Source organism: Halobaculum sp. D14, from assembly GCF_051195135.1.
In the GTDB taxonomy this organism is placed as follows: domain Archaea; phylum Halobacteriota; class Halobacteria; order Halobacteriales; family Haloferacaceae; genus JBNTKA01.
Genome location: NZ_JBNTKA010000001.1, coordinates 104,390 through 126,665, shown reverse-complemented (window position 1 = coordinate 126,665; position 22,276 = coordinate 104,390). Strand labels below are relative to the sequence as shown.

The window sequence follows — 22,276 nt, the reverse complement described above, 5'->3', positions numbered from 1 at the left end:
CCGCACGGTCGGCGCGGCTTAACGTCGCTTAACCGCGGTAAATCCGACGGAAGGGAGTGGACGGTATTAGTGGGCGGAGCGCGTCGGGTGAGATATGCGACGCTTGACGGTGCTGTTCGTGGTCGCCGCGGTGCTCGCGGCCGGAGTCCCGGCGACCGCGGCGGTCGCACAGGAGTCCGGCGGGCAACAGCCCGGCGCGACGTTCGCCGGCGTCGTCGGCGTTCAGGGCGCCGAAATCGACGGCGAAGTCGCGAGCCGCGCGCTCAGCCAGCGGCTCGCCGCGGCGGACTCGAACGCCTCGACGGCCGCGGTCGTCGCCGCCGAGTCCGCGTCGGCACGCGACCGGCTGCAGGCGCTTCGCGAACGCCGCGAGACGCTGCGGGCGCAGTACCAGAACGGGACGATGTCCCGCGCCGAATACCGGTCCAAACTGGCGCGGGTCGTCGCCGAGTCACGGGCGCTCGAACGCCAGCTCAACACGACCGCCGAGGTGGCAGACCGGCTCCCCGCCGAGACGCTGCGGGAGCACGGCGTGAACGTCACGGCGCTCCGGCAGCTCCGGCGCGGCGCGGCGGCGATGAACGACGGCGAGGCGGCCGAAGCCGCCCGCGAAATCGCCGGCGAGCGCGTCGGCTCCGGGTTCGGCGGCCCGCCGGAAGCCCCGGGGAACCGCGGGCGGGGGAACGAGTCGGACGGCGACCGACGCGGCCCGCCTGAGGACGCCGGCGGCGACGCGCCGGGCGAGCCGCCGGAGACGCCCGGAAACGCGACGAACAGTTCCCGCGGCGCCGGCGAGCAGGCCGACCGCGCGAACCGCACCGTCGGCGGCGGCGGCGCGGCAGCGAACCGGTCGAACGCCGGCGGCGACCGAGACGCCGGCGGCGACCGAGACGCCGGCGCGGCGAACCGCTCGGCGGGAAACGCGACGTCTGCGGGCGAAGGGTCTTCTGCAGCCGGTGACTCGTCCAGCGGCGGCTCCGGCGGCGCCGGCAACGGTTCGTCCGCCGGAGCGGGCGCCTCGGGCGCGGCGGACGGCGCGGACGGGAACAGCAGCGGTGACGGAAGCGCCGACCCCGGCGCGGGGTCGGGCGACGAGCAGCGCCGAACGGACCGCGATGACGCGCCCGGCGGCGCCGACTCCGGTGCCAGAGGCGCGGACGCCGCCACCGCGACCGCGACGCCGTCGGCCGGCTGAGGCGGCGCCGCCGCGGACGAGTCAGCGCAGCCGAGAACGGCCGGAGCCAGCCGGGCCGCTTAAACCGCGGAGTCGCCTACGACGGCCAACATGAGCGAATCTCGTGGCTCCCGGGAGTTCTGTCCGCGGTGCGGCGACGCCGTACCCGAGCGGGAGGAGCCGCTCCCGGGCGCGCCGCGCGAGCGCGACCGGATGCTGTGTGACGCCTGCTACTTCGAGGACTTCGACCTGGTGGACGCGCCCGACCGCATCGAAGTGATGGTGTGTTCGGGCTGCGGCGCGGTCCACCGCGGCAACCGCTGGGTCGACGTCGGCGCCCGCGACTACACCGACGTCGCCGTCGACGAGGTGTCGGAGGCGCTCGCGGTCCACGTCAACGCCGAGCAGATGCAGTGGGGCGTCGACCCCGAACAGGTCGACCAGAACACCATCCGGATGCACTGTCAGTTCTCCGGCGTCGTCCGCGACACCCCCATCACCGAGGAGGTCGTCGTCCCCGTGAAGATATCCCGACAGACCTGCCAGCGCTGCGGCCGCGTCGCCGGCGGCAGCTACGCCGCCGAGGTCCAGATTCGAGGCCGCGACCGCGTCCCCGACGCCGACGAGCAGCGCGAAGCCGTCGACATCGCCGAGTCGCTCGTCCAGCGCCGGGAGGCCGACGGCGACCGCGACGCGTTCGTCACCGAGATCATCGACCAGCCGGAGGGGAAGGACATCAAGCTCTCGACGAACAAGCTCGGGAAGGCCGTCGCGACCCGCGTCACCGACCGGCTCGGCGGCAGTTTCACCGAAGCGCCGACGCTCGTCACGGAGGACGGCGACGGCAACGAGGTGTACCGCGTCACCTTCCCGGTCCGGCTCCCGAAGTTCCGCCCCGGCGACGTCATCGACCCGGACGACGGCGACGGCCCCGTGCTCGTCCGGTCCGTCCAGGGGAACCTGAAGGGCGTCAGGCTGGCCTCCGGCGACCACTACGAGGCGTCGTTCGAGGAGGGCGAAACCCCGGACGCGGAGAAGGTCGGCGAAGCCGACGACGCCGCCGACACCACCGTCGTCGCCGTCGAGGACGACAACGCGGTGCAGGTGCTCGACCCGGAGACGTTCGAGTCAGTGACGGTGCCGAAGCCGGACTACTTCGACGCCGACGCCGACGACGTCCCCGCGCTGAAGACCGACGCCGGGCTGTACGTGCTGCCCGACGACGAGGACTGACCGAACCGACGCCGCTCCGCAAGACCTGCCGCTGTTCCTCCGGTCGACTGCGCGAAAAGTGCCGGGGAGTCTCGGCTCCGCTCGGATGGTCGCTGCTCGGCTCTCAGTCGGCGTTCGCGGGCCGCGTCGACGACGCCGCAGCCTGCGGGGCCGGGCGGTCCACGCCGAACCGCTCGCACAGCGCCGCGAACCGCCGCTCGGACACGCCCGCGCGCCGGGCCGCCTGCGCGGCTGTCAGTGTTCCCGCGTCGTACAGCGTCAGCGCCGTCTGGGCCGCCTGCCGGCTCATGTCCACTCAATGTGGAAGGTGATACATAATCCTTCGTGAGATAATATGTCATGAAGGGCGCCGGAGCGTGCGGACGGTATTCTCCCACGTACTAGGCACTCCCCACGGCTCGGCCGATGTTGGAGGGCGTCGCTGTCGGGCGGAAACGTAGAACACCGCGGTGTCGCCGCGGCCGCTACTCGCCCCAGACGTCCGACAGCGGATGGTCCGCCATCGGGTCGTCGTCGCCGTCGGAGGACGAGGACGAAGAAGACGAGGCGGTGGACGAGCCGGACGCGGAGCCGATGGACCGCGACGTCGACCCGGCGCCGCCGCGTCCGCCGCCGGCGCTGCTACTGCTGCCGCCGCGGCCGCTGCGTCCGCCGGCGTTACGGCCGCTGCGCGTTCCGCCGGGGGAGCCGCCGGCGATGCCGCTCGGCCCCGGTTCGGCGTCGACGCCGGCGAGCGCGGCCGCCGGGTCGAACTCGGGGAGGTCCGGCGTCGACAGCCGGTCGACCTGGTCGCGGAACCACGACGGCGTGTCGTGCTCCGCGCGGTCGAACAGGTCCAGCAGGCTCGAATCCGCGAGGTACGTGTCGCCGTAGTCGTCCGGCGCGCGGACGACGCGGCCGCACGCCTGAATCACGGTTCGCAGCGCGGCGCGGTGGTACCACGCCCACTGCCCCTCTTCGAGCCGCCGCGCCACCCGCGAGTCGCCGGTGTTGAGGTACGGCGCCTTACACAGCACCTGCCAGCGGCAGAGGTCGCCGCGCAGGTCGAGCGCCTCCTCCATCTTCACGGAGACGAACACCTCCGGGCGGTCGGTCGCCTTCCACTCCTCGAGTTGGGCGTCGCGGTCGGCGCGGCCGTGCGTCCGGACGCGGGCGGCGACGCCGAACTCGCGGAACTTCTCGGCGAGCCGGTCCGCGATGGCGTAGCTGTGCGCGTGAATCAGCCCCTTCTCGTCGGGGTGGCGCGCCATCAGCTGGAGGCAGAGCCGCGCGACCTTCGGCAGCGTCTCGTCGCGGTGCTCGTACGTCATCTTCCCCTGCGTCACGTCGTACAGCGGCCGGTTCTCCACCGGGAAGGTGTGTCCGACGTCGACGAGCGCGACGCGGTCCGGGTCGAGGCCGACCTGCCGGCAGAACGCCGCCTTGTTCAGAATCGTCGCGGACAGCAGCGCGAACTTGTTGCCGCGCTCCCAGACGGTGTGGCTGAGGTACTTCTCGGGGTCGAGCGGCTTCACGGTGAGCGGGCTGTCCGCGCCGCCCGGCTGGTCGACCACCCACGTCGTCGCCGAGTCCCGGTCCCGGTAGTCCTCGACGAAGTAGTTCAGCTCCGAACGGAGCTCCTGCAGCCGGTCGCGGCGCGCCGCCTGCTCCGGCGTCAGTTCGTCGCGCGCGAGCAGGTCGTCTTTCGCGCGCTCGCAGACGCCGGCGAGCTGCTCGGCGAACCGGGAGGTGCGTTCGACCGGACCGACCTCGGCGTTGGTGACGTCCGGGACGGTGACGTCGTCCCAGACCGGTACTGTCTCCGGGCTGAGTTCGATGGCGGCGTACATCTCGGCCCACTCCGCGAGGCCGTGCGCCTCGTCGACGACGACGACGTCGCGCTTCCGGAACACGTCCGAGCCGGCGGTCTGCATGAAGTACGCGAGCGTCATCGCCGCGATGGACCGGTTCGACGCGATGGCCCGGTCGGAGTAGTACGGACACCGGTGTTTCACGGAGCAGTCGTAGCCGCGCTGGCGGGCGCACGGCGCCTGGTTCACCGGCGTCGTCTCCTCGCCCGGCAGGATGCAGGTGTAGTTGGACTTCCCGCGGATGACGTTGAGGTCGTCGAGCAGGTCGTCCGCGGCGACGTCGTCGAGCTGGGACACCTGCGGCGTCGTGTAGTATGCGCCGGTGGCCTGCGCCGGCGACGCCTCCTCGACGGTCCGCGCGGCGCCCGCGATCGCGCGCGCGAGCAACGACTTCCCGCTCCCGGTCGGCGCGCGGACCAGCACGACGTCGTTGCCGGCGGCGAACGCGTCGCGGATGTCGGCCAGCGCGGCCTCCTGGTTCCCGCGGTAGGAGGGCGCCGGGAACGACGAACGGATGCGGTCGGGGTCCACTGTTCGGTGGATGGAACCGCCGGCGCGAGGGTAAGGGTGTCGGATAGCGACCCCGGCGCCGGCGCCGAGGTTCGGGCGCCGCTACGGGTCCGCGTCGCCGAGGGCGTCGACGTGGTCCGCCGTGACCGGCTCGTCGTCCGGGAGCCGGTCGATGCAGTCGTAACAGAGGAACCGCTCGGCGCCGTCGCGTAACTCCAGCGTCAGCCCCCGCGTGCTGCCGGACTCGAACGACCACAGGTCGCCGATGCCGCCGCCGACCCTGACACGCTGCCCGCAGCCGTCACAGCGGCGTTTCGCCATGCGTCGGCTCCGCTCCGCCGCCGGATAAACGCCGCGGCGTCGACGGGTCGGCGAGTCGGAGCCGCGGCGCCGGAGCCGCCCAGTTCTCACGCGGGGCGGCGACGAAATCTGCGCGACAAAGGGGTTATGTCAGCCGGTGCCGATACGCACGGTATGCGAGTCCTCGTGACCGACGCGGCCGGGCCGGTCGGCGGTCGGCTCGTCCCGGCGCTCGCCGCCGCCGGCCACGAGCCGGTCGTGCTGGTCCGCGACGCGGACGCGGTCGACGTCGGCGACGACGTCCGCGTCATCGAAGGCGACCCGGCCGCCCCGGAGTCGTTCCGGCTGGTCACCGGCGCCTCCGCGACCGCCGGCCAGTCGCTCGCCCGCCTCCTCACCGCCGTCGCCGTCGACGCCGCGTACGTCCTCGGCGACGACCCGCTCCTCCCGACCGACGAGTCCCGCGCGGTCGCCGCCGCCGCAGCCGACGCCGCCGCGGCCGCCGGCGTCGACCGAATCGTTACGCTCGGCGCGCTCGGCGACCGCGACCCCGGCACGTCCGACAGCGACGCCGACGGCGACGAAGCCGAGTCGGACGACACGACTGCCGACGTTGCTGCCGGCGGTACTCCCGCGGCGGAGACGGCCGTGACGACGCTCCGGACGGGCGTCGTGGTCGGCGCCGGAGTGCGGAGCTTCGAAATCGCGCGGCGGCTCGCGGCGCGGCACGCCGTCGCGGTGACGCCGCGGTGGGTCCGCACCGACTGCCAGCCGGTCGCCGTCGACGACCTGGTCGCGTCGCTCGTCGCCGCGGTCGACGCCCCCGACGCCGCCGGCGGAACCTTCGACGTCGGCGGGCCGGACGTGGTGACGTTCGGGTCGCTGCTGCGGCGGATTCGGGCGGCGCTCGGCGGGCGGCTGTACGCGCTGCCGGTGCCGGTGGCCGCGCGTCGACTCTCGGCGCGCTGGGTCGCCTCGGCGGCCGACGTCGACGCCGCCGACGCGGCGGCGTTCGTCGACGCCTTCCGCGCGCCGCTCGTCGCCGCGGACGGCGCCGCGCTCCACGACCACGTCGGCGGCGACGCGCCGTCGACGCCGGTGTCGGACGCGGTGGGTCGCGCGCTCGGCGTCGACGACGCTGACGCCGACCCCGGTTCGGCCGGGACCGCCGCGGAGCCGCCGCTCCAGACCTGACGAAGCGGTCGAGCCGGTCGGCCGAGACGCTGGCCGAGCCGCGGGGACAGTCACGAGCCGTGGCTCGGAGGCAGTGGCGTGTCACAAAACCGTGTCGCGGTCGCGGTCGGCTGCCGCGCGGTCGTCGCCGTCCGCCGCTACTCCTGTTTGAGTTCGCGGAACTGGTCGAGCAGCGCGTCGGCGTCGTCGCCGGAGTCGTACGTGAGCGAACCGCGGTACTCCGACCGCTCCTCGGCGAAGTCGGCGTCGACTCTCGTCTTCTGCTCGCGGCGTTCGTGTTCGTCGTCGTACGCACCCATCGACATGGTATGCCAACACTTGGCACTGGTTGGCTTATAGATTCGGGTGAAATTCAAAGTGAGATTGGCCGGAATAAATGTGCGCGGGAGACGGTGGCTTGAAATCGCCGCCGCGACGAGAGACGGTGTGGCCCGTCCCCTCCGGTTCCGATACGCCCCCGGCACCTGGTCGCTCGACCGCGTCCGCGGCGACGTCTACCGGCCGCTCGACGCGAACCTCGGCGCGGAGATGGACAGCCCGTGGTTCAAGGCGCCGAGCGGCTACGACGCCCGCCGGTTCGACATGGACGACGGCAGCCTCGCGCTGTTCTGCTGGACCGACGGCGACGACGGCCCCGAAGGCACCGACGGCGGCCCCGGCGGCTACTGGCTCGGCAACACCGAGACGCCGTCGTCGCTGTGGCGCACCGAGAAGTACGCGCTCGAGTCGGTCCCGTACCCGGTGCAGCGGTGGGCCGAACGCGAACTGACGGCGGTGCTCCACGAGGACGAGCCGTGGCTGGAGTCGTACCCGTACGTGTCGTGGTTCTTCCTCCCCGTGTTCTGCTCGAAGGACGGCGCGGAGACGACGCGGGAGTTCTTCCGGGAGTACGCCGCCGGCTTCCCGGACGCGACGCGCGAGGAGGCGCTGTCGTTCTACGAGGAGTTCCTGTCGACCGGCGTGCTCGACGACGACCGCGAGGAGATGGCGGCGAAGCTCGGCACCTCGGAGTACTTCGACGAGACCCGGATGACGGCGACGATGGGCGAGTTCGACGTGGCGCGGCTGCTCACGCTCGCCGACTACGACATCACGCCCGAAATCGAGGTGACGACCGACCACGTCATCGACTTCCGCGCCGAGCGGCCGGGCGGCAGCGGCGACGACGCCGTGCTGGTGGAGGTGACGCGGCCGGTGGCGCCGAACCGCCGCAGCGCGAACACGCCGACCGCGGCGGTCCGCGACACGGTCGAGACGAAGACGTCCGGGCAGCTCGAAGCGCACGGCGGCGGCGTCACGCTGTTCGTCGACTGCTCGTCGTTCCTCGACGACGACTGGGCGGCCGTCCGCGGCGAGCAGCCCGAGGTCGGCCACCGGCCCGCCGTCGTCTTCCGGTCGCGTCCCAGCGGCCGGACGGAGGCGTACCGGAAGGGGAGCGTGCCGCTGGAGCTGGACGGCGCGCTGGAGTGGGTGTAGCGACGCCGGGGACGGCGACGCAGACGGCGACACCGACAGCGACGCAGCAGCCGCTGCCGTGTTTGCGCCTCGAAAAATCGGGGTTGCCGCGGCGACGACGGAGCCGAGCGCCGCTGTGCGTTCAGAACGAGAGCTGCGTCGGGCCGTCTTCGCCGACGGCGGGCGCGTCGCGGTCGCTGTAGAAGCGTCGGCCGATGGCTTCGGCGCTGACGCCGCCGTACAGCGCGTCGCGGACCTCTTCGGCGGACTCGAAGGTGTCCGGGCCGAGCCGGCCGAGTACCGTCCCGACCGACTCTGCTCCGTCCTGGAGTTCGATGCGGCACTCACCGTAGGCGTCGATGAGTTCCCCGGACGTCGCGGGGTAGCTGTGGTCGGTCAGGTCGGCATCGGTGCCTGTCAGGCGCATACACGAATCCAGCCCGCCGAGATTTATAATGGTTGTCCATGTAGGACATTGGACTGACCCAACGGACTAAGTGACCTTAATGAACCTTAGTTCGGATTCGGTGCATCACAAGGGCTTTCCTCGCCACCGGCGGACACCTCGGCATGGTCGTCGCGGACCTCCACGCACACACGACGGTGTCGGACGGCACGCTCACGCTCGAAACGCTGCCGGCGGCGGCCGACCGCGCCGGCGTCGACGTCGTCGCGCTCACCGACCACGACCGCCTCCACCCCGGGCTCGACGAGCCGGTGTCGACGGTCAGCGGCGTCACCGTCGTCCGCGGCATCGAACTCCGCGTCGAAACCGCGGCCGAACGGGTCGACCTGCTCGGCTACGGCGTCACCGAAACCGACGCGCTCCGCGAGGAGTGCGACCGGCTGCAGCGCGACCGCGTCGACCGCGGCCGCCGCATCATCGAAGCCGTCGAAGCCGAACTCGGCGTCGACCTCGACGTCGAACCGCGCGAGGGGCTCGGCCGCCCGCACATCGCCCGCGCCATCGCCGACAGCGACGCGCCGTACGACGTCGAGCGCGCGTTCGACGAACTCATCGGCGACGACGGCCCCTGCTTCGTGCCGCGCGACGTCACGCCGTTCGACCGCGGCGTCGACCTCCTCCGGGAGGCCTGCGACCTCGTCGGCCTCGCGCACCCGTTCCGCTACGACGACCCCGGCGCCGCCCTGGAGCGGTGCGCCGACCTCGACGCGGTGGAGCGGTTCTACCCGTACGACCGCCACGACGTCGACGAGGACCCGGGGCGAATCGAGGCGGCCGCCGTCGAACACGACCTGCTTCTCACCGGCGGCAGCGACGCCCACGACGAACGGCTCGGCGTCGCCGGCCTCGACCGCGAGCACTGGCACCGCGTCCGCGACCGACTCAGCGGCGTCTGAGCCGCGCGAGGCGGTGAGTCCGGGCCGGGCCGACCCGGCCGCTCCGGGGAAGAGGCTTAACCCCGTGGACCGCGAAGATTCGGGTATGCAGTGCCACTACTGCGAACGCGACGCGGCGTACGCCGCAGAGCAGGGCGGCGTCTCTGTCGGGCTCTGCGAGCAGCACTTCCGCGAGCGCGTCGAGGAACTGACGGAGCACGAGGGGCTGGAGGCGCTCCGCGAGCGCGTCGACGTCACGCAGGCCGACGAGTAACAGCACCGACGGCCGGAGACGTTCGGCGAGACGAACAGCGAACCCGGCACCGAACCGAGGGCGGTGACTCCGGAACGGAATCGTGGAGCGGGTCGCTGCCGGCGGATTCTGCGGACGTGACGGATGCTTCGGAGTCTGCGGCTCAGAACAGGAAGTCGACGCCGGCGAAGTACAGCGCGGCGAGAATCGACTCGAAACACAGCGTGCCGAGCGCCGACAGCGCGAGGAACCGCCGGCCGTCGAGGTCGGAAAAGCCGGCGGGGACCGTCAGCATCCCCCGCGTGAACAGCAGCGAGTTCGACACGGCGACCGCCGCCGGGCCGTGCCGCTCGAACCAGCCGTCGAACCGTTCTATCGACGACTCGCTCACCCGGAACCACCGCTTCGACAGCAGGTACTCCCGGCCGCCGCGACGCGCCACGCGGAACAGCGCGTACTGGCCGGCGGTCGCGCCGAGAACCGCCACGGCGATGATGGCGACGGCGCGCTCGGGCGTCGCGCCGACCAACAGAATCGCGCCGGGGACGAGCAGTTCGCTCGGCATGAAGTACATCAGCATCGCGCCCTCCAGGACGAACACCGCGAACAGCGCCAGCAGCGCGTACTCCGACGTCAACAGCCCTTCCAGCCACTGCGGCATCATCTCTATCGGCGTGGGCTGAGTCACGGCCGTCCGTAGCGACCCGGGCGATAAATCGCTTGTGTCGTGCAGTTCCGGCGCGAACCGCGGCGTTCACCGGCGGCAGCGACGGAGCGGCGCCCCGAGTCGAGGGAGAGTCGGAGTTCGGCGGTCGTCGACGCCGCTTCCGGCGTCAAAGCGTCTCGGCGACGTCCTCGGCGAAGTAGGAGACGATGAGGTCGGCGCCGGCGCGCTTGATGCCGAGCAGCGACTCGCGGGCGGTCGCTTCGAGGTCGAGCCAGCCGCGGTCGGCGGCGGCGTGCAACATCGCGTACTCGCCGGAGACGTTGTAGGCGGCGACCGGCCGGTCGTGGTTCTCGCGGACGTCGGCGACGACGTCGAGGTACGGCAGCGCCGGCTTCACCATCAGGACGTCCGCGCCCTCCTCGGCGTCGATTCGGGTTTCGCGGGCGGCCTCCCGGCGGTTCGCCGGGTCCATCTGGTAGTGCCGCCGGTCGCCGAAGGCGGGGGCGCCGTCGGCGGCGTCGCGGAACGGCCCGTAGAACGCCGACTCGTACTTCGCGGCGTAGCTCATGATCGGCACCTCGGCGTGGCCGGCGTCGTCCAGGCCGTCGCGGATGGCGGCGACCATGCCGTCGGTCATCGACGACGGCGCGACCATGTCGGCGCCCGCGTCGGCGTGCGAGACGGCGGTGCGGGCGAGCAGGTCGAGCGTCTCGTCGTTCTTCACGGTGAGCGTCGGGTCCTCGGCGGCGTGTTCTTCGAGGACGCCGCAGTGGCCGTGGTCGGTGTACTCACAGAGGCAGACGTCGGTGATGACGTACGCGTCGGTCTCCGCGTCGATGCGGCGGACGGCGCGCTGAACGACGCCGTCGTCGGCGTACGCCCGCGACCCCTCGGCGTCCTTCGACGCCGGGATGCCGAAGACGATGACGGCCTCGACGCCGGTCGCCAGCACCTCCTGGACGCGCGCGACCGCCTCGTCCACCGGGACGCGCTCGTGGCCCGGCATCGACTCGATGGGGACGCGCTCGTCCGTGGTCGCGTCCACGAACACCGGGGCGATGAGGTCCGAGGCCGACAGCTCCGTCTCGGAGACGAGCGGCCGGACGCCGTCCGTGCGGAGCCGACGCGGCCGGTCGGTGAGGTTCACGTGTCGGCGTCGGTGCGCCGACCGCAAAACCTCGTCGGACGCCCGCGGAACTGCCGCGGTTCTGCCGTGAGCGCTCGCGGCGGCGCGGCCGGCGGCCCGGTGAACCACGGGAGATAAGTCGGCGCGTCGCCGTGTACCGGCTATGCCGCGGTTCGCGTATCCGTGCCCGGGCTGTCGCACCACGAACAGCCTGCACGACGCGGGCTGTGAGTTCGAAGGGACGGAGTGGCACCACGTCGAGAAGGCGTACACGGACCTGCTCGCCGTCCTGACCCGCGAGACCGTGACCGAGGAGGCACTGCGCCACGCCGTCCACGACGAGTGGTCGGGGCTGCACCGCGCCGCGCTGGACCTGCTGGAGCGGGAGGGCCGCGTCCGCGAGACGGACGCCGGGCTGTCGCTGCTGACGGCGGAGCGGTACCGCGAGGAGGTGTCCGAGCCGACGCGGGAGCCGATGGCGACGATCTACCGCGAAGGGTCGTACCCGGGCTGTCACGACAACGCCGTGTTCGCGCTGGTGGCGTGGTACGAGATGGTCGGGCTGTCGTGGGAGGAGACCAGACAGAACGTCGTGGAGTGGCTGCACAACTCCGGGACGTGGAGCCGCGGCGGCTTCGAGGAGTCGAGCCCGGAGGAGCTCGTCGACAGCAAACGCCACGTCTACGAGGCCGGCTACGGCTGGAAGGAGAAGGCGCAGGCCGCAAAGCGCGTCATCGACCGCCACCGCGGCACCGCGTAGCGCGGAGCGGCCGCGCGACGGAACGGCCGCGATTCGTTCGGAGTCGAGTTCGTTCGAAAAGCGAGCGAGTGACGAGCGGCGGGACTTCGGAGGCCCTCCGGGGGCAGGTCGGGCAGGGCGTCTGGACGGGCGGGCGCGGACCGGGCGGGCGCGGACCGGGCGGGCGCGGCGGCGTCAGTCGCTCTGGATGCGCGGCGCCAGCATGAACGTGACGCGGCCCATGCCTTCGGCGAACTCGTAGTGGAGCTTCACCGGGAACTCCTCGCCGAGTTCGACGCGGACCTCGGCGTCAGACGGAATCGCCTTGTTCATGTCCTTCAGGTAGTCGAGGCTGAACAGCGAGTCCGCCGGGCCGGCCTGCAGGTCGATGAGGTCGTCGCGCTCCAGTTTCAGGTCGACGTCGTCGGTGTCGCCCTCGGCTTCGATGCTGAACGCCTCTTCCGCCTCGTCGACGCGCAGCCGGATGTGGTCGGACACCATGTCGGCGGCCTTGATGCCGCGGTCGAGCTGGGCGCCTTCGAGCACGATTTCGGCGGGGAGGTCGAGGTCCGGGATGTCGGGCTCCTGCCGGATGGAGTCCGGGTCGATGAGCGCGAGCGTGTAGCTCAGCCCCTCCATCTCGATGTGGAGCTTCCGGGTCTCCTCGTCGAGTTCGAGGTGGATGAGGTCGTCCGCGTTCGCCATGCCGGCGATGTCCTCAAGCCGGTTGAGGTTCACGCCGATGACGCCGCCGTCGGCCTCGTACGACTCGAACGCCGCCGCCTCGAGCGTCAGGTCGACCATGCCGACGTTCGCGGGGTCGACGGCGCGGATGGCGAATTCGTCGTCGTTGAGGTGGACCTTGCACTCGTCGACCAGCACGCTCACCGAGTCGAGCGCGTCCCGGAGGGTCGACGCGCTCACGATGGCCTTGAACATATGAGGAAACCTTCGGTTGACCCCCTCAAAATACCCGCGGTTCGGGTGCGCGCGCCCGCGCTCGCGGCGTCAAGATTGGTCGGCTTGGACAACGCGGACTACCGGCGGCTCGACGGCTCGGTGCGGCGGCAGCACGGCAGCGGACCGCGGGACCGCGTTAGCGGCTGCCGCTGCTCGCGCCCGCCAGCAGGTAGTAGACGACGATGAACGGGAGCAGCGGCAGCAGCAGCAGCGCGCACGCGGCTGCGACGATGAGCCCCGCCGCGTTCATGTGCACGACGCGCGCCTTCGCCGCGGGAATCCCGAGTGAGTACTGCGTTTCGTCGGCCATGCCTGGTCGTTCCGCACGGACCGGCTTCAACCCCCCGGAAACGGCGCGTCCGGCCGCCGGAGCGAACGGCATAACCGCTTCGGGCCGCTACTGGAGGGAAATGGGACGAAAGGACGACTACTACAACTACTCGGCCCGATCTGTTGTGACTACTAACTGACCCACTCGACAACACCAATGTAACACCGGTCTATCAACCCGTTTCGAAAAAATGCGCGGATATTCCCAGAACCTCCTCGAAAAACCGCTGTTGCTCACGGATCCAAATTGATTGATCATCAGCAGTGTAGTCGCTTGGATTAATCTGTTCACGCATCCTCATCTCCTCCGTGATGTTTTCCCGTATTTCCCTAAATTCGGACGTAGCCTCTTCGAAGGAATTGAACTGTGGTGGAGATCCCATCAACACTTGCGTTAATCTACTACTCGTCTCCTTAGCGTCCAACCGGTTCATCGTTCTGGGCTCCTCAGAAAAGAACCTCGCTACTGTATCCTCTGGTCTATGGCACACATAATGTTGGTCGCCGTCAAAGGGTGTCGGGGCATTTTCGCAGTCGATGAACGCAGAATGTTGTAGAATCGTCGAATTGCGGGCAAACTGCTGATAATCCATCCATTTAACAAATTCTGGAGCAACGTAGTACACTGGTAAATCTCTTTGAGCCAATCGTGTCAGGATCTCATGTTGCTCGGGTTCCGCTCTATCGTCCGATGTTCTTAGTTTAAAACGGTAGAACCGATCTCCGTATGTGTTCCACTGTTCATCCTTCGCCCGGCCATCGTCAAGTCGCTTCGATCTTTTATATTGGATGAACAGACTTGACACTCCATTACTGAAGTTCAAGTCATACCCTCGATCAGCTTCCTGATTCTGGGTTGGAAAGTGCGGGATTGAACCTGATGGAAATACTTTGGATTCGAGTTCACGAGTGACGCTGTAAGCGAATTGGAATTCGCTAAATTCTGGATCTGGCATATTCCCACAATATATGATATAGTTGATATATTTCACTATTCTCGACTACCGAACGTCTTATCCACCGGCTATTCGATGGGGTTTGGAAAAGTGCTAAATCTAACCGTGACAGCCTTGCTTGGTCTACTAGTTCACTCATAGCTATGCCAGTCAAAACAGAATGGTTTGCTCGTTACCTACCGTTGCTCTGAGGGTTAAGTCTACGAGGGACTGCCGATTTCGGCGGGTGACGAATCTCGATGCAGCACCCCAATTATGTCGTGCGGGAAACCCATTAAGTAACCTCGCTACCGGGACTAAGCATATATGTCGTCTGACCTTGATTACGCGGTTGGGACGTCACCAACCGAACCGGTGGCTGCCAATAGAGTGCGGCAGTTGAGCGGCCTCCGAGAGTGGATGCAGAATTGTATCGACAGGTACGAGAGTGAGGTGGCCGGCTTCGAGTCGAATAAGCCTCGAGGCCGCACCTATGTGGCCGAATCAGTCCGGTACCAGTCCGGGACGGGATTAGCTCAGACGGGGAGTGCTCCCAATTTCTTCGGGGGAGTCTGGAGTCTCGCGACGTGCAAGAAGGGAATGCGAGGGGAACCCACGAAGAGCGATGCCGCCAACCCGAATCATCCGTTCCAGAGATTGTTCAGAGAGCCTGACGAGAAGGGAGTCCGGCGTCCGAAATACCCAGTGTTCATTCTCACCTGTGCGTCCAGAAATTCGAGCTACGACAAGCCGGAGTGGGCAGACTCTCATCGAAACTGGCTGGCCAGCGCCGCGATGATCACTCACGGGTTCGACGAGATGGAGGACTACGGGCAGTACCTCCGCCGAACCTTTGAGGGAGAGGCCGTAAGGCACAGGTTCACCCACGCCTCTCACCGCACGCCTCTCGCGGAGAACCGTGGCGACTGCCACGTTGACGATATGGGAAGCGTCCGGTACCCGCCAGCGGGCCACCAGCACGGCGACGGTGATATGGACGCCGAATGTGGCTGTTCTACAGAGGCAGGGCCACAACCGGAAGATCATATCGACAACAGTCCGCATCACGTCAAGTGCGTCTCAGAACCGGAATACTGGCTCGGGTGGACAAATCCCCGATTTGCCCTGAGACCAGATGAGGAGTTCAATCAAGGCCACCCGAAATCGAAGGGGTTCGCTAAGCTTCTGGAACGATTCGAGCCGGTCGGGGAGGATACCTAATGGGTCTGGTACTCGTGGGCATCGCGGCGGACTCGAATAACGCCTCAAATTGCCCGCCAATCTTCGAGGATGGAACATTCGAGTACATTCCGATTCCCGAACAGTACGAAACGACTGAAACGGCAACCTTCCAGAGCGAGGGATTTGACGAGTACTTAACGCACGTGGTTCACGACGGACAGGAGACCGCGGCATTCGGGAAAGTTCCGATCCATCATGACCCGAACTTCGAATCGCTGACGTTCGGTGACCCGGGAAAGTCCCGGAGCAAGCTCCTCTCACTGGAAGAAAATGACGTTCTCGGATTTTACTGCGGGTTGACCCCTCCGGGTCAGTCCCGGCCGAAGCACCGCTATCTGATCGGCTACTTCACCGTCGATCGGGTCATCGATTTCAATTCGATCGACGTAGACACATTAGAGCGAGAAGTCGAGCGGAATCGCGAAAACGCACACATCAAACGCTTCTTGGCAAGTCGTGACCGGAGCCACCTTTCTGATTTGGCGATCGTACAGGGGAAGCGACCCGGCGGCCTGCTGGACGAGGCCATCAAGCTAAGTGGGGGGCGACAAGATGTGGGGAACTACTACTTCCGGGAGAAGTGGCTGGATGCGTGGAACCCCTCGACGGAGTACCTCGGCGGTATCAAGCCAGTGATTACGTCGGACATCGACAAGCAGGAGTTCTTGGCATCGATCGAGTGAACAAACGTACCCCAATACTGTCCTTGGAGGGTATTGTGAACTCTACGAAGCCCTGTTTTAGCATCTCGGGCCAATAACGATTTCCGGGATGCTCAGCTATGCCGAAGGAGGAACGTCATTCTCCCGCTCGCCCCGGATCGGTCACCGATTTACCCCACTCCTCGTCTAAAACCGGCGTGAGATGCGTATGAAGACCGACCTATTGTGACTACTATACGGGAGAAGGACAGTCTGTCGAATCAGTTAATCCCCGCCGGTACAGTTCCCAACCTACCCGTAGTACCCATTAGTGGACTACACCACTGAAACAAGGCTCATCACTACATCAGCCCGACAAAATCACTTCAGACAGACGCATCAAGTCCTTATGCTTCGTGGCCACCCGTCCAGCGACTGTCTCCATCTCGGATGCGCCGAGATCGCTGATGAAATCATCCAATTCGTCCACATCCAACACTCCCTCGTCGACAAACCACGCAATATTTTCTGCTGAACCGATCTGCAGCCACCGTTGCACAGTCTCTTTGTCGACCTCGCCTTGTAGGTCGTAATCATCAATCAACGACTCTGTTGCGACATCCACAGCATCGAACAAGGCATCCACGTCCTTCTCGGATCATCTGTCAACGTCTCCCGTGCCTCGTCCAGTGACGCAAATCTCGTTGGCATCTCAAGCTCAGAGGGCCCGTCCTGATTGATAAATGCCGGCTTGCAGCATACCCGAATTATCGAAGAGGGATCGCTCCGCTCCCCCAAGCCCACGTACTCGAATATGTTGGAGTGGGGCGCCCCAATTAATCAGTGGAGATGAATGGTGTGCTCGAACTTTTGACCCGCAACTCAGTCAAGAAGTTCATCGGGGCCAACTTCGCAAAGTCGCGGAAACAGCTTGAAATGAAGCGTCCGGTCAACCTGTTACAGCAGTTGGTACCCGCCCACGTTGACGAGATCTAATGACGATCCCAAAAGCCTTCCCAACCCTTTACGGGCTGTGCAAACGTCTCAGATCCTATGCCAACAATCACGGACGACACACGGCTTGAACGCGTTGAACATATACTCTGCAGTGGAACCGGCATCCTTGATTTCGCGATGGCGGGCGAGAAGGACTACTACACATGGCGTGGAAATGAGAACGCGGAGTGGACAGCTGAAGGGGTCGCGTCAGTCGAAAACGACGACGAAGATCGAATGATCATTTATCCGTCAGGGGAGTTCTTCGTCTGCGACATTTCCGCCGACGGAGAAGAGAAAAATTCGGGGCCAGTTCGGTGCTGGTCGGAATAACTTAGAAATAGAGCGTAGATCTTTGTTTTGGTACATCTCAGGAACGGAGCCGGGAATCCGCACCAAGTTTGATGGTAGTCTGATATAAGTCTTAAATATGCGACTTACCGAGTCCGACCGCCAGCTTATAGAGCAAATTGCGTATGGCGAGGAACGAATGCCAACGCGTCTAAACCGGGACACTCTATTTGAGAAGATTGAGCGGCTTTATCCACGGCTAACCGAGATCGCCCATGAAGGGAGAACTACATCCTACTGGGAGGTAACTGATGGATTCACGATCGCCCCCGGTGAGGACATCGGAAAAATTCTCGGTATCATTGGTATCTTTGAGGACGAGCAGGGACGTCCACCTATCTCAGCGGTCGTAATGCGGAAGAACGAGGAAGGGCCGGGGCCGGGGTTTTTCAGCCTGCTTGAAGCGATCGGTGAGAACGTACCCGAGAGCGATGAGAAACGACATCAGATTTGGCGAACACACCTCACCGATGTCCATAAGTTCTGGTCGGAAGCCCAGTTGTCCCATCTCACCGAAGTGACTGCCGTTGACGAGGAACCAACTGATCTGAAACCGCCCCAACGAACCGAGACAGAAGTCAGTCGCATTATTCGCAACACGAGCCTCGTAAAAGAACTCAAACACCGATATTCGCACACCTGTCAGGTATGTGGCGATCGACGGAAACAGGGGCCAGACAATCCCTACGCCGAGGCTCACCATATCAAACCACTCGGCGACCCTCACCACGGCCCCGACGACGAATCGAACATCGTAGTCCTCTGCCCTAATCACCATGCTGACTTCGATTATGGAGTGATTGCCGTTGATCCCGACGACCTTACAATCAGCCACCAGTACGACGGCCGCGTTGACGGCGCACAGCTAAACGTTCGCTCCGACCATAATTTGGCCGCGACATTCCTCTCGTACCACAACGAGACCGTTTCGTCTGTCGAACTATAGTCAGGACGATTGATTCTGGTTTGCTGTTTAGTCCGGAGATGAAGTTCCCCATTGCAGTTCTCGGAGCAAATCATATGCCGGGTGTTTGTATAGCACTTTGTCACACTCCTTGCAGACGGTGTACAGGCTCCCCTTCCGATCCCAGTAGTCCGTCCGTAGGATGACCGCGTCGTCCGAGCGCCCATAGCGACCTCCTTCGAACTGGACGTGTTCGAACTCGGTACTACTACACTCAGGACAGGTATCATCCAGCCCCTCCCAGTCGTCGCGGCGAACGGCCTCGATTTGCAACGAGCGACCGTCAGAGAGAGTCACTGTGTGACGCTGCCGATGGGCGGCCGTCATCGGTTTACGCGTCCAACTCGCCGGCCATAAGGATCTGGGTGAGTCAGAGGAACCCGATATTCTTCCGAAGTTTCGAGGTTGGTGGTAGGTATTCTTCGGCGGCCGCCTCACTTGCCCGGTCGGCATAATAGGTCGTGATCGGGAGTCGGGCAGTTGCACTTATCGCACCGATGTGTGACTGCGAGAGGAGGTACACCTGCGATACGAGTGTCCTAATGTCTGTATCGCCTACTTCCCGTTCCACCTGAATCGGTTGGGGGAGTCCTGTATATTGGCTTGTAGCCTGTGACTCTGGCTTCCCGAACGAGGCGAGGATAGCGTGGTCGTCGCTCTTGTTCAGTGCCGCAACCCCCTTGTCGGGAACGCTCGCTTGGCCGTCTTCAAGGTTAAGGATGCGACCGGGCGACTGTTTTCGGATCTCAACGATATCGTAAGTGATCGAGAGTTCGGCGAGCAGTTCCTCGACAGGGCTCAGATCCTCGTCCATAAATCCGTCGCGGTGGATTACGATGTGGTTCGGATACTCCCCCCGCTCCTGCTTGTAGCCGACGACCGCCTGCCGGACGATATCCTTGAGCTTGCCGGGCGGGATCTTTTCGCCCGCTTGCGGGTTCGCCGATGTGTACCCGAGGATTGTCCCGTCGTCGTAGATGCTCGTGGTTGAAGCAGCGATATGGACGCGGTCGTCGCTATCTTTCGGGTAGCGGTGCGAGACGTCGATCCCGATGATTAGGTCGGCGTCGCCCGGCATTGAGTCCTCGGCGGTGAAGGGGACGCCCCCGGCGGCTGCGATGAGTCCGAGGGCGACGTTCGGCAACGCGTTATCGTCGCCGAGCGTGTCGATGTGTGCCATCTGGCTGTCGATGTGCTTCTGCCTGAGGGCTTTTTTGACCTCGTGGTAGATGTCGCTCGGATCACTCGCCCCGAGGTTGAAGTCGTCAGGCGGCAGGATGACGCATGCCGCGGTGTGGTCGTTCTCGTCCGGGATGTCGCAAATGAGGTCGCCGTAGATCGCGTCGGCTGTGTCATCGATGCTGTACTCATAGCGGTCGACATCGTCGGCCTCGGCACCTATCCGGGAGAGTATCTGCTTGAGGTTCGTCCACCGCTCGGCGTGGGGGCCCCTGTCGGGGTGGACGATGCAGACGTTGAATTCCGAAGGGGGCTGGTAGACAGAATTCGATGTGATCCGCTTTGGGTGGTCTCCAGACTGGCCGTCGCCGAACTGTAGGATGTCGGCGTCGGTCTCGAAGAGGCGTTCGATTGAGTACGTCTCGCTCTCCGACAGCGGTGTCGGGTCGAACGTCACGGCGGAGTCCTGAAGCGGGATCGGATCGAGCCTCTCGACGAACGACGTGCTTCGCTCCAGACACCGCTGTGCGGACAGCCGAGTCTTCCCCTGAGTGGCCTCGTTGAATGCGGGAGCGAACGATTTGAGATTCTCAAAGTGGGGCTGGAGGACGAGCAGCTCTTGCGGGTATGTCTCCGTGTCGAGGCTACCCTGCTTGGTGACCTGCACCACCCGCCGGTCTGCCCGCTCGAACTCGTCGACTGTCCGTTTCGGCACCTGCTTCGCGTCACGGTGGTACTGGACGACGCTCCGGTTGCCCAGCTGGCGGAGCGAGTCGGTAGCCCGCTTCTGCAACAGCTCGTCCAGATACGCTCCCTTCCCCGACTCGCGATACGTCACGTTCACGCGAAGCCCCCGATAGAGTCGGGACTGGTCGACCTCGTCGAGCCCATAGTCCGAGATGATCTTGTGCCGGAAGTCGACGAAGAGGTAGAGGCGCCCCTCGGAGGTCACCGTGAACGAGAGGTTGTATCGCTCGTGGAGCCGGAAATTCTCCTTCTCGACGATCGGCTCCTGCGAGAGGATCTTGTGAATGCCGTGGCGCGTCCGGAAGTCGCCTTCCAACTGGCGCTTCACCTTCGTCTCGAGGAAGTCCTTGAGGATCTGGCGATCTTCTGGCCGGTCATATTTGAGGCGGCGCGTCTCGGCCGCTTCGAGCCGGAAGTCGTCGATGTCGATTGCGTCCCCGTCGATCTCCCCAAGGCTCACCAGTCGGAGCGGGTCGACGACCGCAACGACCGGCCGTTCGTCGTGCTGGCGGACGACCTGCCTGCGAACCTTGTACGTGTCGCGGAGGGCGTCCTCGTCGTCGTCGGGCAAATAGCCGTTGACCGCTACCAACTCGTACTCGTGAACGTTCAGGGAGTCGACGCGACCAGTGCTCGCAAAGCCGGTCAACGCATGCCCTGTTGGCGTGGTCGCCGGGTCGGGAACTTCCGAGAGAGCATCGTCAATATGTTCATCCAGAGAAGGAGGCGCTTCTGTGTGATCCTGTTCCTGTTTCTCTGCGGCAGTGCCTTTGTCGGCGACACCGGGTGAATCCGAAATCGAGCCTTGGGACGCACCGGTCTCGGGCCCCGTTTCGTTTGCGCTATCGACCGCCGGCGGCCCGCGGCTGACCTCCGTCTCCTCGGTCGCGTTCAGATTGTAGAACACTCGCCCGTCCGATTCATTTGTGGTGAACTGGACTGCAGTGAGTGTGTAGCTCACGTCCTGCTTGAAGTCGAAATCGTACACCGGATCGGGTGTGCTGCTCGCCCAGAGGGTGAGGTAGCGCGTCGTCCCGGTGCCGTCGGTGTACTGCAGCTTGCGATTTCCGGAGCCCTGATCTGGGTTGCTATACACGCCCCTGACCGTCACCACGACTGTGTACGTCTGGTACTCTTCGAGGACATTCTGTACGTCGGTTCCCTCCAGCCTGATGATGTCGTCGGTCATGTGTTGGAATCCTCCTTGGGCATCGCGAGGTCGCCCGTGGTTTCGAGCGTGACTCGTGTCCCGGCGTGCAGATTGGCGTTGAACGTGAACGACTCGGTCGCGATGACGCTTCCCCGAACACCCACCACGCGACCCCGCTGTCGGTCGCCCTTCGACAGCTCCGAGTTCCCCGCCACGACCTCGTCGTTCACTTGATTCCCCCTGTCGGGGACGGAGACGACTCGCTTCCGGGTTTCAGCGGCACTCATGTCATGGAGCGTGTAGCATCCGTCGAGTCTGTCCGGGAAGTACTGCCCCGCCTCGTCGGCGGCCTCGACCAGAGACCCGACGGGATCATCGACAGGCACGTACCACGAACTGTCGGCTTTCGAGGGGTACTCCTCCGCGAGGCACATCTCGACGATGCCGGCGACCTTCCGGTTGTGACACTCGCCGATGATGATCGCGTGGGTCGCACCCTGCTCCGCCCAGCGGGCCTGTCTGCGGTCGGCCCGGGTGATTCCGACCTTGATAGTGTCCTTGGCTACGAGGTAGACGACAAACGTGTGGGCGCACGCGTCCCGTTTGTACTCTGGATAGGGACAGTCTCCCCACGAGCATTCTGTTCCCGGACTCCAGATACAGGGAGTCATCGGTGGGGAGTCGGCACAGTCCCAGCAAACGTCTCGGTCGGGATCGACATCGTCGCCACACGACGAGCAGACGCGGTCGTCGTGAACCGTGACTCGGATCTCTTCCCCGATCAGCGCGTCACAGTTGACCGGGTCGCCGAACCCGAAGAACCGCAGGGCGGGCCTACCACTGTGCCACGTGAGATGGTCTAAGTACCCCTCTCGCCGGAATGGGAAGTTTTCTGTCGAGTTTTCGAAGGAATTGAGGCCGACTTGATACCCGTTCATA

The 22,276-nt window shown here is 65.6% G+C and carries 24 protein-coding genes; 11 read left to right on the top strand and 13 right to left on the bottom strand.

Translation table 11 applies throughout. The features are described from left to right. The first annotated feature begins 94 nt into the window (after window positions 1-94). Together ACQUST_RS00575 and ACQUST_RS00570 are read left to right on the top strand one after the other, a co-directional pair. The gene (locus ACQUST_RS00575; RefSeq protein ID WP_435123846.1) at window positions 95-1,195 is read left to right on the top strand and encodes a DUF7096 domain-containing protein; all 1,101 of its coding nucleotides are present in this window, start codon (window positions 95-97) and stop codon (window positions 1,193-1,195) included. Window positions 1,196-1,285: 90 nt separating this feature from the next. Beyond that, complete coding sequence (locus ACQUST_RS00570) at window positions 1,286-2,407, top strand: 60S ribosomal export protein NMD3 (protein WP_435123844.1); 1,122 nt, start codon at window positions 1,286-1,288, stop codon at window positions 2,405-2,407. A 103-nt stretch (window positions 2,408-2,510) separates the two neighbouring features. Here the strand turns inward: ACQUST_RS00570 and ACQUST_RS00565 are convergent, their stop codons facing one another. The 3 genes from ACQUST_RS00565 to ACQUST_RS00555 all read right to left on the bottom strand — a co-directional run bounded on the left by ACQUST_RS00565 (window position 2,511) and on the right by ACQUST_RS00555 (window position 5,088). Continuing rightward, window positions 2,511-2,696, bottom strand: a complete 186-nt coding sequence (locus ACQUST_RS00565; protein WP_435123842.1) for a hypothetical protein — start codon at window positions 2,694-2,696, stop codon at window positions 2,511-2,513. Window positions 2,697-2,871: 175 nt separating this feature from the next. Then, on the bottom strand, window positions 2,872-4,788 hold the full coding sequence (locus ACQUST_RS00560; RefSeq protein ID WP_435123840.1) for a helicase C-terminal domain-containing protein: 1,917 nt from the start codon (window positions 4,786-4,788) through the stop codon (window positions 2,872-2,874). Between the two features lie 81 nt (window positions 4,789-4,869). Further along, window positions 4,870-5,088: a DUF7561 family protein gene (locus ACQUST_RS00555; RefSeq protein WP_435123838.1), complete on the bottom strand. Its 219-nt coding sequence runs from the start codon at window positions 5,086-5,088 to the stop codon at window positions 4,870-4,872. Window positions 5,089-5,241: 153 nt separating this feature from the next. Between ACQUST_RS00555 and ACQUST_RS00550 the strand changes: the two genes are divergently transcribed. Then, complete coding sequence (locus ACQUST_RS00550; RefSeq protein WP_435123837.1) at window positions 5,242-6,261, top strand: NAD(P)H-binding protein; 1,020 nt, start codon at window positions 5,242-5,244, stop codon at window positions 6,259-6,261. A 137-nt stretch (window positions 6,262-6,398) separates the two neighbouring features. Here the strand turns inward: ACQUST_RS00550 and ACQUST_RS00545 are convergent, their stop codons facing one another. Continuing rightward, a complete protein-coding gene (locus tag ACQUST_RS00545) occupies window positions 6,399-6,560 on the bottom strand; it encodes a DUF5786 family protein (protein ID WP_435126057.1) in 162 nt (53 codons plus the stop codon). 127 nt (window positions 6,561-6,687) lie between these two features. On the opposite strand from ACQUST_RS00545, the gene ACQUST_RS00540 reads away from it, so the two are divergent. Next, window positions 6,688-7,737 carry a DUF5784 family protein gene (locus tag ACQUST_RS00540; protein WP_435123836.1) on the top strand — a complete coding sequence of 350 codons (1,050 nt, stop codon included), beginning with the start codon at window positions 6,688-6,690 and terminating at the stop codon, window positions 7,735-7,737. Window positions 7,738-7,858: 121 nt separating this feature from the next. Here ACQUST_RS00540 and ACQUST_RS00535 read toward each other — a convergent pair whose 3' ends face one another. After that, window positions 7,859-8,143 (bottom strand): DUF5789 family protein, encoded by a 285-nt coding sequence (locus ACQUST_RS00535; protein WP_435123835.1) that lies wholly within the window; start codon window positions 8,141-8,143, stop codon window positions 7,859-7,861. 143 nt (window positions 8,144-8,286) lie between these two features. Between ACQUST_RS00535 and ACQUST_RS00530 the strand changes: the two genes are divergently transcribed. Together ACQUST_RS00530 and ACQUST_RS00525 are read left to right on the top strand one after the other, a co-directional pair. Continuing rightward, a complete protein-coding gene (locus tag ACQUST_RS00530; protein ID WP_435123833.1) occupies window positions 8,287-9,078 on the top strand; it encodes a PHP domain-containing protein in 792 nt (263 codons plus the stop codon). Between the two features lie 85 nt (window positions 9,079-9,163). Further along, the gene (locus ACQUST_RS00525) at window positions 9,164-9,331 is read left to right on the top strand and encodes a DUF6757 family protein (RefSeq protein WP_435123831.1); all 168 of its coding nucleotides are present in this window, start codon (window positions 9,164-9,166) and stop codon (window positions 9,329-9,331) included. A 142-nt stretch (window positions 9,332-9,473) separates the two neighbouring features. Here the strand turns inward: ACQUST_RS00525 and ACQUST_RS00520 are convergent, their stop codons facing one another. Continuing rightward, complete coding sequence (locus ACQUST_RS00520) at window positions 9,474-9,974, bottom strand: DedA family protein (protein ID WP_435126055.1); 501 nt, start codon at window positions 9,972-9,974, stop codon at window positions 9,474-9,476. A gap of 169 nt (window positions 9,975-10,143) precedes the next feature. Beyond that, entirely contained in the window at window positions 10,144-11,124 is a 981-nt protein-coding gene (hemB, locus tag ACQUST_RS00515) for a porphobilinogen synthase (RefSeq protein WP_435123829.1), read from the bottom strand. A 142-nt stretch (window positions 11,125-11,266) separates the two neighbouring features. Between hemB and ACQUST_RS00510 the strand changes: the two genes are divergently transcribed. Beyond that, window positions 11,267-11,863 carry a DUF7474 family protein gene (locus ACQUST_RS00510; protein ID WP_435123827.1) on the top strand — a complete coding sequence of 199 codons (597 nt, stop codon included), beginning with the start codon at window positions 11,267-11,269 and terminating at the stop codon, window positions 11,861-11,863. Window positions 11,864-12,037: 174 nt separating this feature from the next. Here ACQUST_RS00510 and ACQUST_RS00505 read toward each other — a convergent pair whose 3' ends face one another. The 3 genes from ACQUST_RS00505 to ACQUST_RS00495 all read right to left on the bottom strand — a co-directional run bounded on the left by ACQUST_RS00505 (window position 12,038) and on the right by ACQUST_RS00495 (window position 14,088). Beyond that, window positions 12,038-12,781 (bottom strand): DNA polymerase sliding clamp, encoded by a 744-nt coding sequence (locus ACQUST_RS00505; protein WP_435123825.1) that lies wholly within the window; start codon window positions 12,779-12,781, stop codon window positions 12,038-12,040. A 157-nt stretch (window positions 12,782-12,938) separates the two neighbouring features. Continuing rightward, window positions 12,939-13,112 (bottom strand): DUF7535 family protein, encoded by a 174-nt coding sequence (locus tag ACQUST_RS00500; RefSeq protein WP_435123823.1) that lies wholly within the window; start codon window positions 13,110-13,112, stop codon window positions 12,939-12,941. Window positions 13,113-13,305: 193 nt separating this feature from the next. Continuing rightward, window positions 13,306-14,088: a hypothetical protein gene (locus tag ACQUST_RS00495; protein ID WP_435123822.1), complete on the bottom strand. Its 783-nt coding sequence runs from the start codon at window positions 14,086-14,088 to the stop codon at window positions 13,306-13,308. A 306-nt stretch (window positions 14,089-14,394) separates the two neighbouring features. Between ACQUST_RS00495 and ACQUST_RS00490 the strand changes: the two genes are divergently transcribed. After that, complete coding sequence (locus tag ACQUST_RS00490; RefSeq protein ID WP_435123821.1) at window positions 14,395-15,288, top strand: hypothetical protein; 894 nt, start codon at window positions 14,395-14,397, stop codon at window positions 15,286-15,288. Then, entirely contained in the window at window positions 15,288-15,992 is a 705-nt protein-coding gene (locus tag ACQUST_RS00485) for a hypothetical protein (protein WP_435123819.1), read from the top strand. Before ACQUST_RS00490 ends, ACQUST_RS00485 begins: the two co-directional genes overlap by 1 nt. 325 nt (window positions 15,993-16,317) lie before the next feature. On the opposite strand, the gene ACQUST_RS00480 is transcribed toward ACQUST_RS00485, so the two are convergent. Then, window positions 16,318-16,596, bottom strand: coding sequence for a hypothetical protein (locus tag ACQUST_RS00480; RefSeq protein ID WP_435123817.1), 279 nt, complete (start codon window positions 16,594-16,596; stop codon window positions 16,318-16,320). A gap of 407 nt (window positions 16,597-17,003) precedes the next feature. On the opposite strand from ACQUST_RS00480, the gene ACQUST_RS00475 reads away from it, so the two are divergent. Then, window positions 17,004-17,279, top strand: coding sequence for a hypothetical protein (locus tag ACQUST_RS00475; protein WP_435123815.1), 276 nt, complete (start codon window positions 17,004-17,006; stop codon window positions 17,277-17,279). A 97-nt stretch (window positions 17,280-17,376) separates the two neighbouring features. Next, complete coding sequence (locus ACQUST_RS00470) at window positions 17,377-18,243, top strand: HNH endonuclease (RefSeq protein WP_435123813.1); 867 nt, start codon at window positions 17,377-17,379, stop codon at window positions 18,241-18,243. 388 nt (window positions 18,244-18,631) lie between these two features. Here ACQUST_RS00470 and ACQUST_RS00465 read toward each other — a convergent pair whose 3' ends face one another. Both ACQUST_RS00465 and ACQUST_RS00460 read right to left on the bottom strand, forming a co-directional pair. Next, the gene (locus tag ACQUST_RS00465; RefSeq protein ID WP_435123812.1) at window positions 18,632-21,376 is read right to left on the bottom strand and encodes a Piwi domain-containing protein; all 2,745 of its coding nucleotides are present in this window, start codon (window positions 21,374-21,376) and stop codon (window positions 18,632-18,634) included. After that, a complete protein-coding gene (locus ACQUST_RS00460; protein WP_435123810.1) occupies window positions 21,373-22,275 on the bottom strand; it encodes a DUF2797 domain-containing protein in 903 nt (300 codons plus the stop codon). The genes ACQUST_RS00465 and ACQUST_RS00460 overlap by 4 nt, the downstream gene beginning before the upstream one ends. Window position 22,276 lies beyond the last annotated feature (1 nt).

What these genes read in the sequence shown, in the direction of transcription:
- ACQUST_RS00575 (WP_435123846.1), top strand. Translation starts at nt 95, where the DNA reads ATGCGACGCTTGACGGTGCTGTTCGTGGTCGCCGCGGTGCTCGCGGCC.
- ACQUST_RS00570 (WP_435123844.1), top strand. Translation starts at nt 1,286, where the DNA reads ATGAGCGAATCTCGTGGCTCCCGGGAGTTCTGTCCGCGGTGCGGCGAC.
- ACQUST_RS00565 (WP_435123842.1), bottom strand. Translation starts at nt 2,696, where the DNA reads ATGAGCCGGCAGGCGGCCCAGACGGCGCTGACGCTGTACGACGCGGGA.
- ACQUST_RS00555 (WP_435123838.1), bottom strand. Translation starts at nt 5,088, where the DNA reads ATGGCGAAACGCCGCTGTGACGGCTGCGGGCAGCGTGTCAGGGTCGGC.
- ACQUST_RS00550 (WP_435123837.1), top strand. Translation starts at nt 5,242, where the DNA reads ATGCGAGTCCTCGTGACCGACGCGGCCGGGCCGGTCGGCGGTCGGCTC.
- ACQUST_RS00545 (WP_435126057.1), bottom strand. Translation starts at nt 6,560, where the DNA reads ATGGGTGCGTACGACGACGAACACGAACGCCGCGAGCAGAAGACGAGA.
- ACQUST_RS00535 (WP_435123835.1), bottom strand. Translation starts at nt 8,143, where the DNA reads ATGCGCCTGACAGGCACCGATGCCGACCTGACCGACCACAGCTACCCC.
- ACQUST_RS00530 (WP_435123833.1), top strand. Translation starts at nt 8,287, where the DNA reads ATGGTCGTCGCGGACCTCCACGCACACACGACGGTGTCGGACGGCACG.
- ACQUST_RS00525 (WP_435123831.1), top strand. Translation starts at nt 9,164, where the DNA reads ATGCAGTGCCACTACTGCGAACGCGACGCGGCGTACGCCGCAGAGCAG.
- ACQUST_RS00520 (WP_435126055.1), bottom strand. Translation starts at nt 9,974, where the DNA reads ATGATGCCGCAGTGGCTGGAAGGGCTGTTGACGTCGGAGTACGCGCTG.
- ACQUST_RS00510 (WP_435123827.1), top strand. Translation starts at nt 11,267, where the DNA reads ATGCCGCGGTTCGCGTATCCGTGCCCGGGCTGTCGCACCACGAACAGC.
- ACQUST_RS00505 (WP_435123825.1), bottom strand. Translation starts at nt 12,781, where the DNA reads ATGTTCAAGGCCATCGTGAGCGCGTCGACCCTCCGGGACGCGCTCGAC.
- ACQUST_RS00500 (WP_435123823.1), bottom strand. Translation starts at nt 13,112, where the DNA reads ATGGCCGACGAAACGCAGTACTCACTCGGGATTCCCGCGGCGAAGGCG.
- ACQUST_RS00495 (WP_435123822.1), bottom strand. Translation starts at nt 14,088, where the DNA reads ATGCCAGATCCAGAATTTAGCGAATTCCAATTCGCTTACAGCGTCACT.
- ACQUST_RS00490 (WP_435123821.1), top strand. Translation starts at nt 14,395, where the DNA reads ATGTCGTCTGACCTTGATTACGCGGTTGGGACGTCACCAACCGAACCG.
- ACQUST_RS00485 (WP_435123819.1), top strand. Translation starts at nt 15,288, where the DNA reads ATGGGTCTGGTACTCGTGGGCATCGCGGCGGACTCGAATAACGCCTCA.
- ACQUST_RS00475 (WP_435123815.1), top strand. Translation starts at nt 17,004, where the DNA reads ATGCCAACAATCACGGACGACACACGGCTTGAACGCGTTGAACATATA.
- ACQUST_RS00470 (WP_435123813.1), top strand. Translation starts at nt 17,377, where the DNA reads ATGCGACTTACCGAGTCCGACCGCCAGCTTATAGAGCAAATTGCGTAT.
- ACQUST_RS00465 (WP_435123812.1), bottom strand. Translation starts at nt 21,376, where the DNA reads ATGACCGACGACATCATCAGGCTGGAGGGAACCGACGTACAGAATGTC.
- ACQUST_RS00460 (WP_435123810.1), bottom strand. Translation starts at nt 22,275, where the DNA reads ATGAACGGGTATCAAGTCGGCCTCAATTCCTTCGAAAACTCGACAGAA.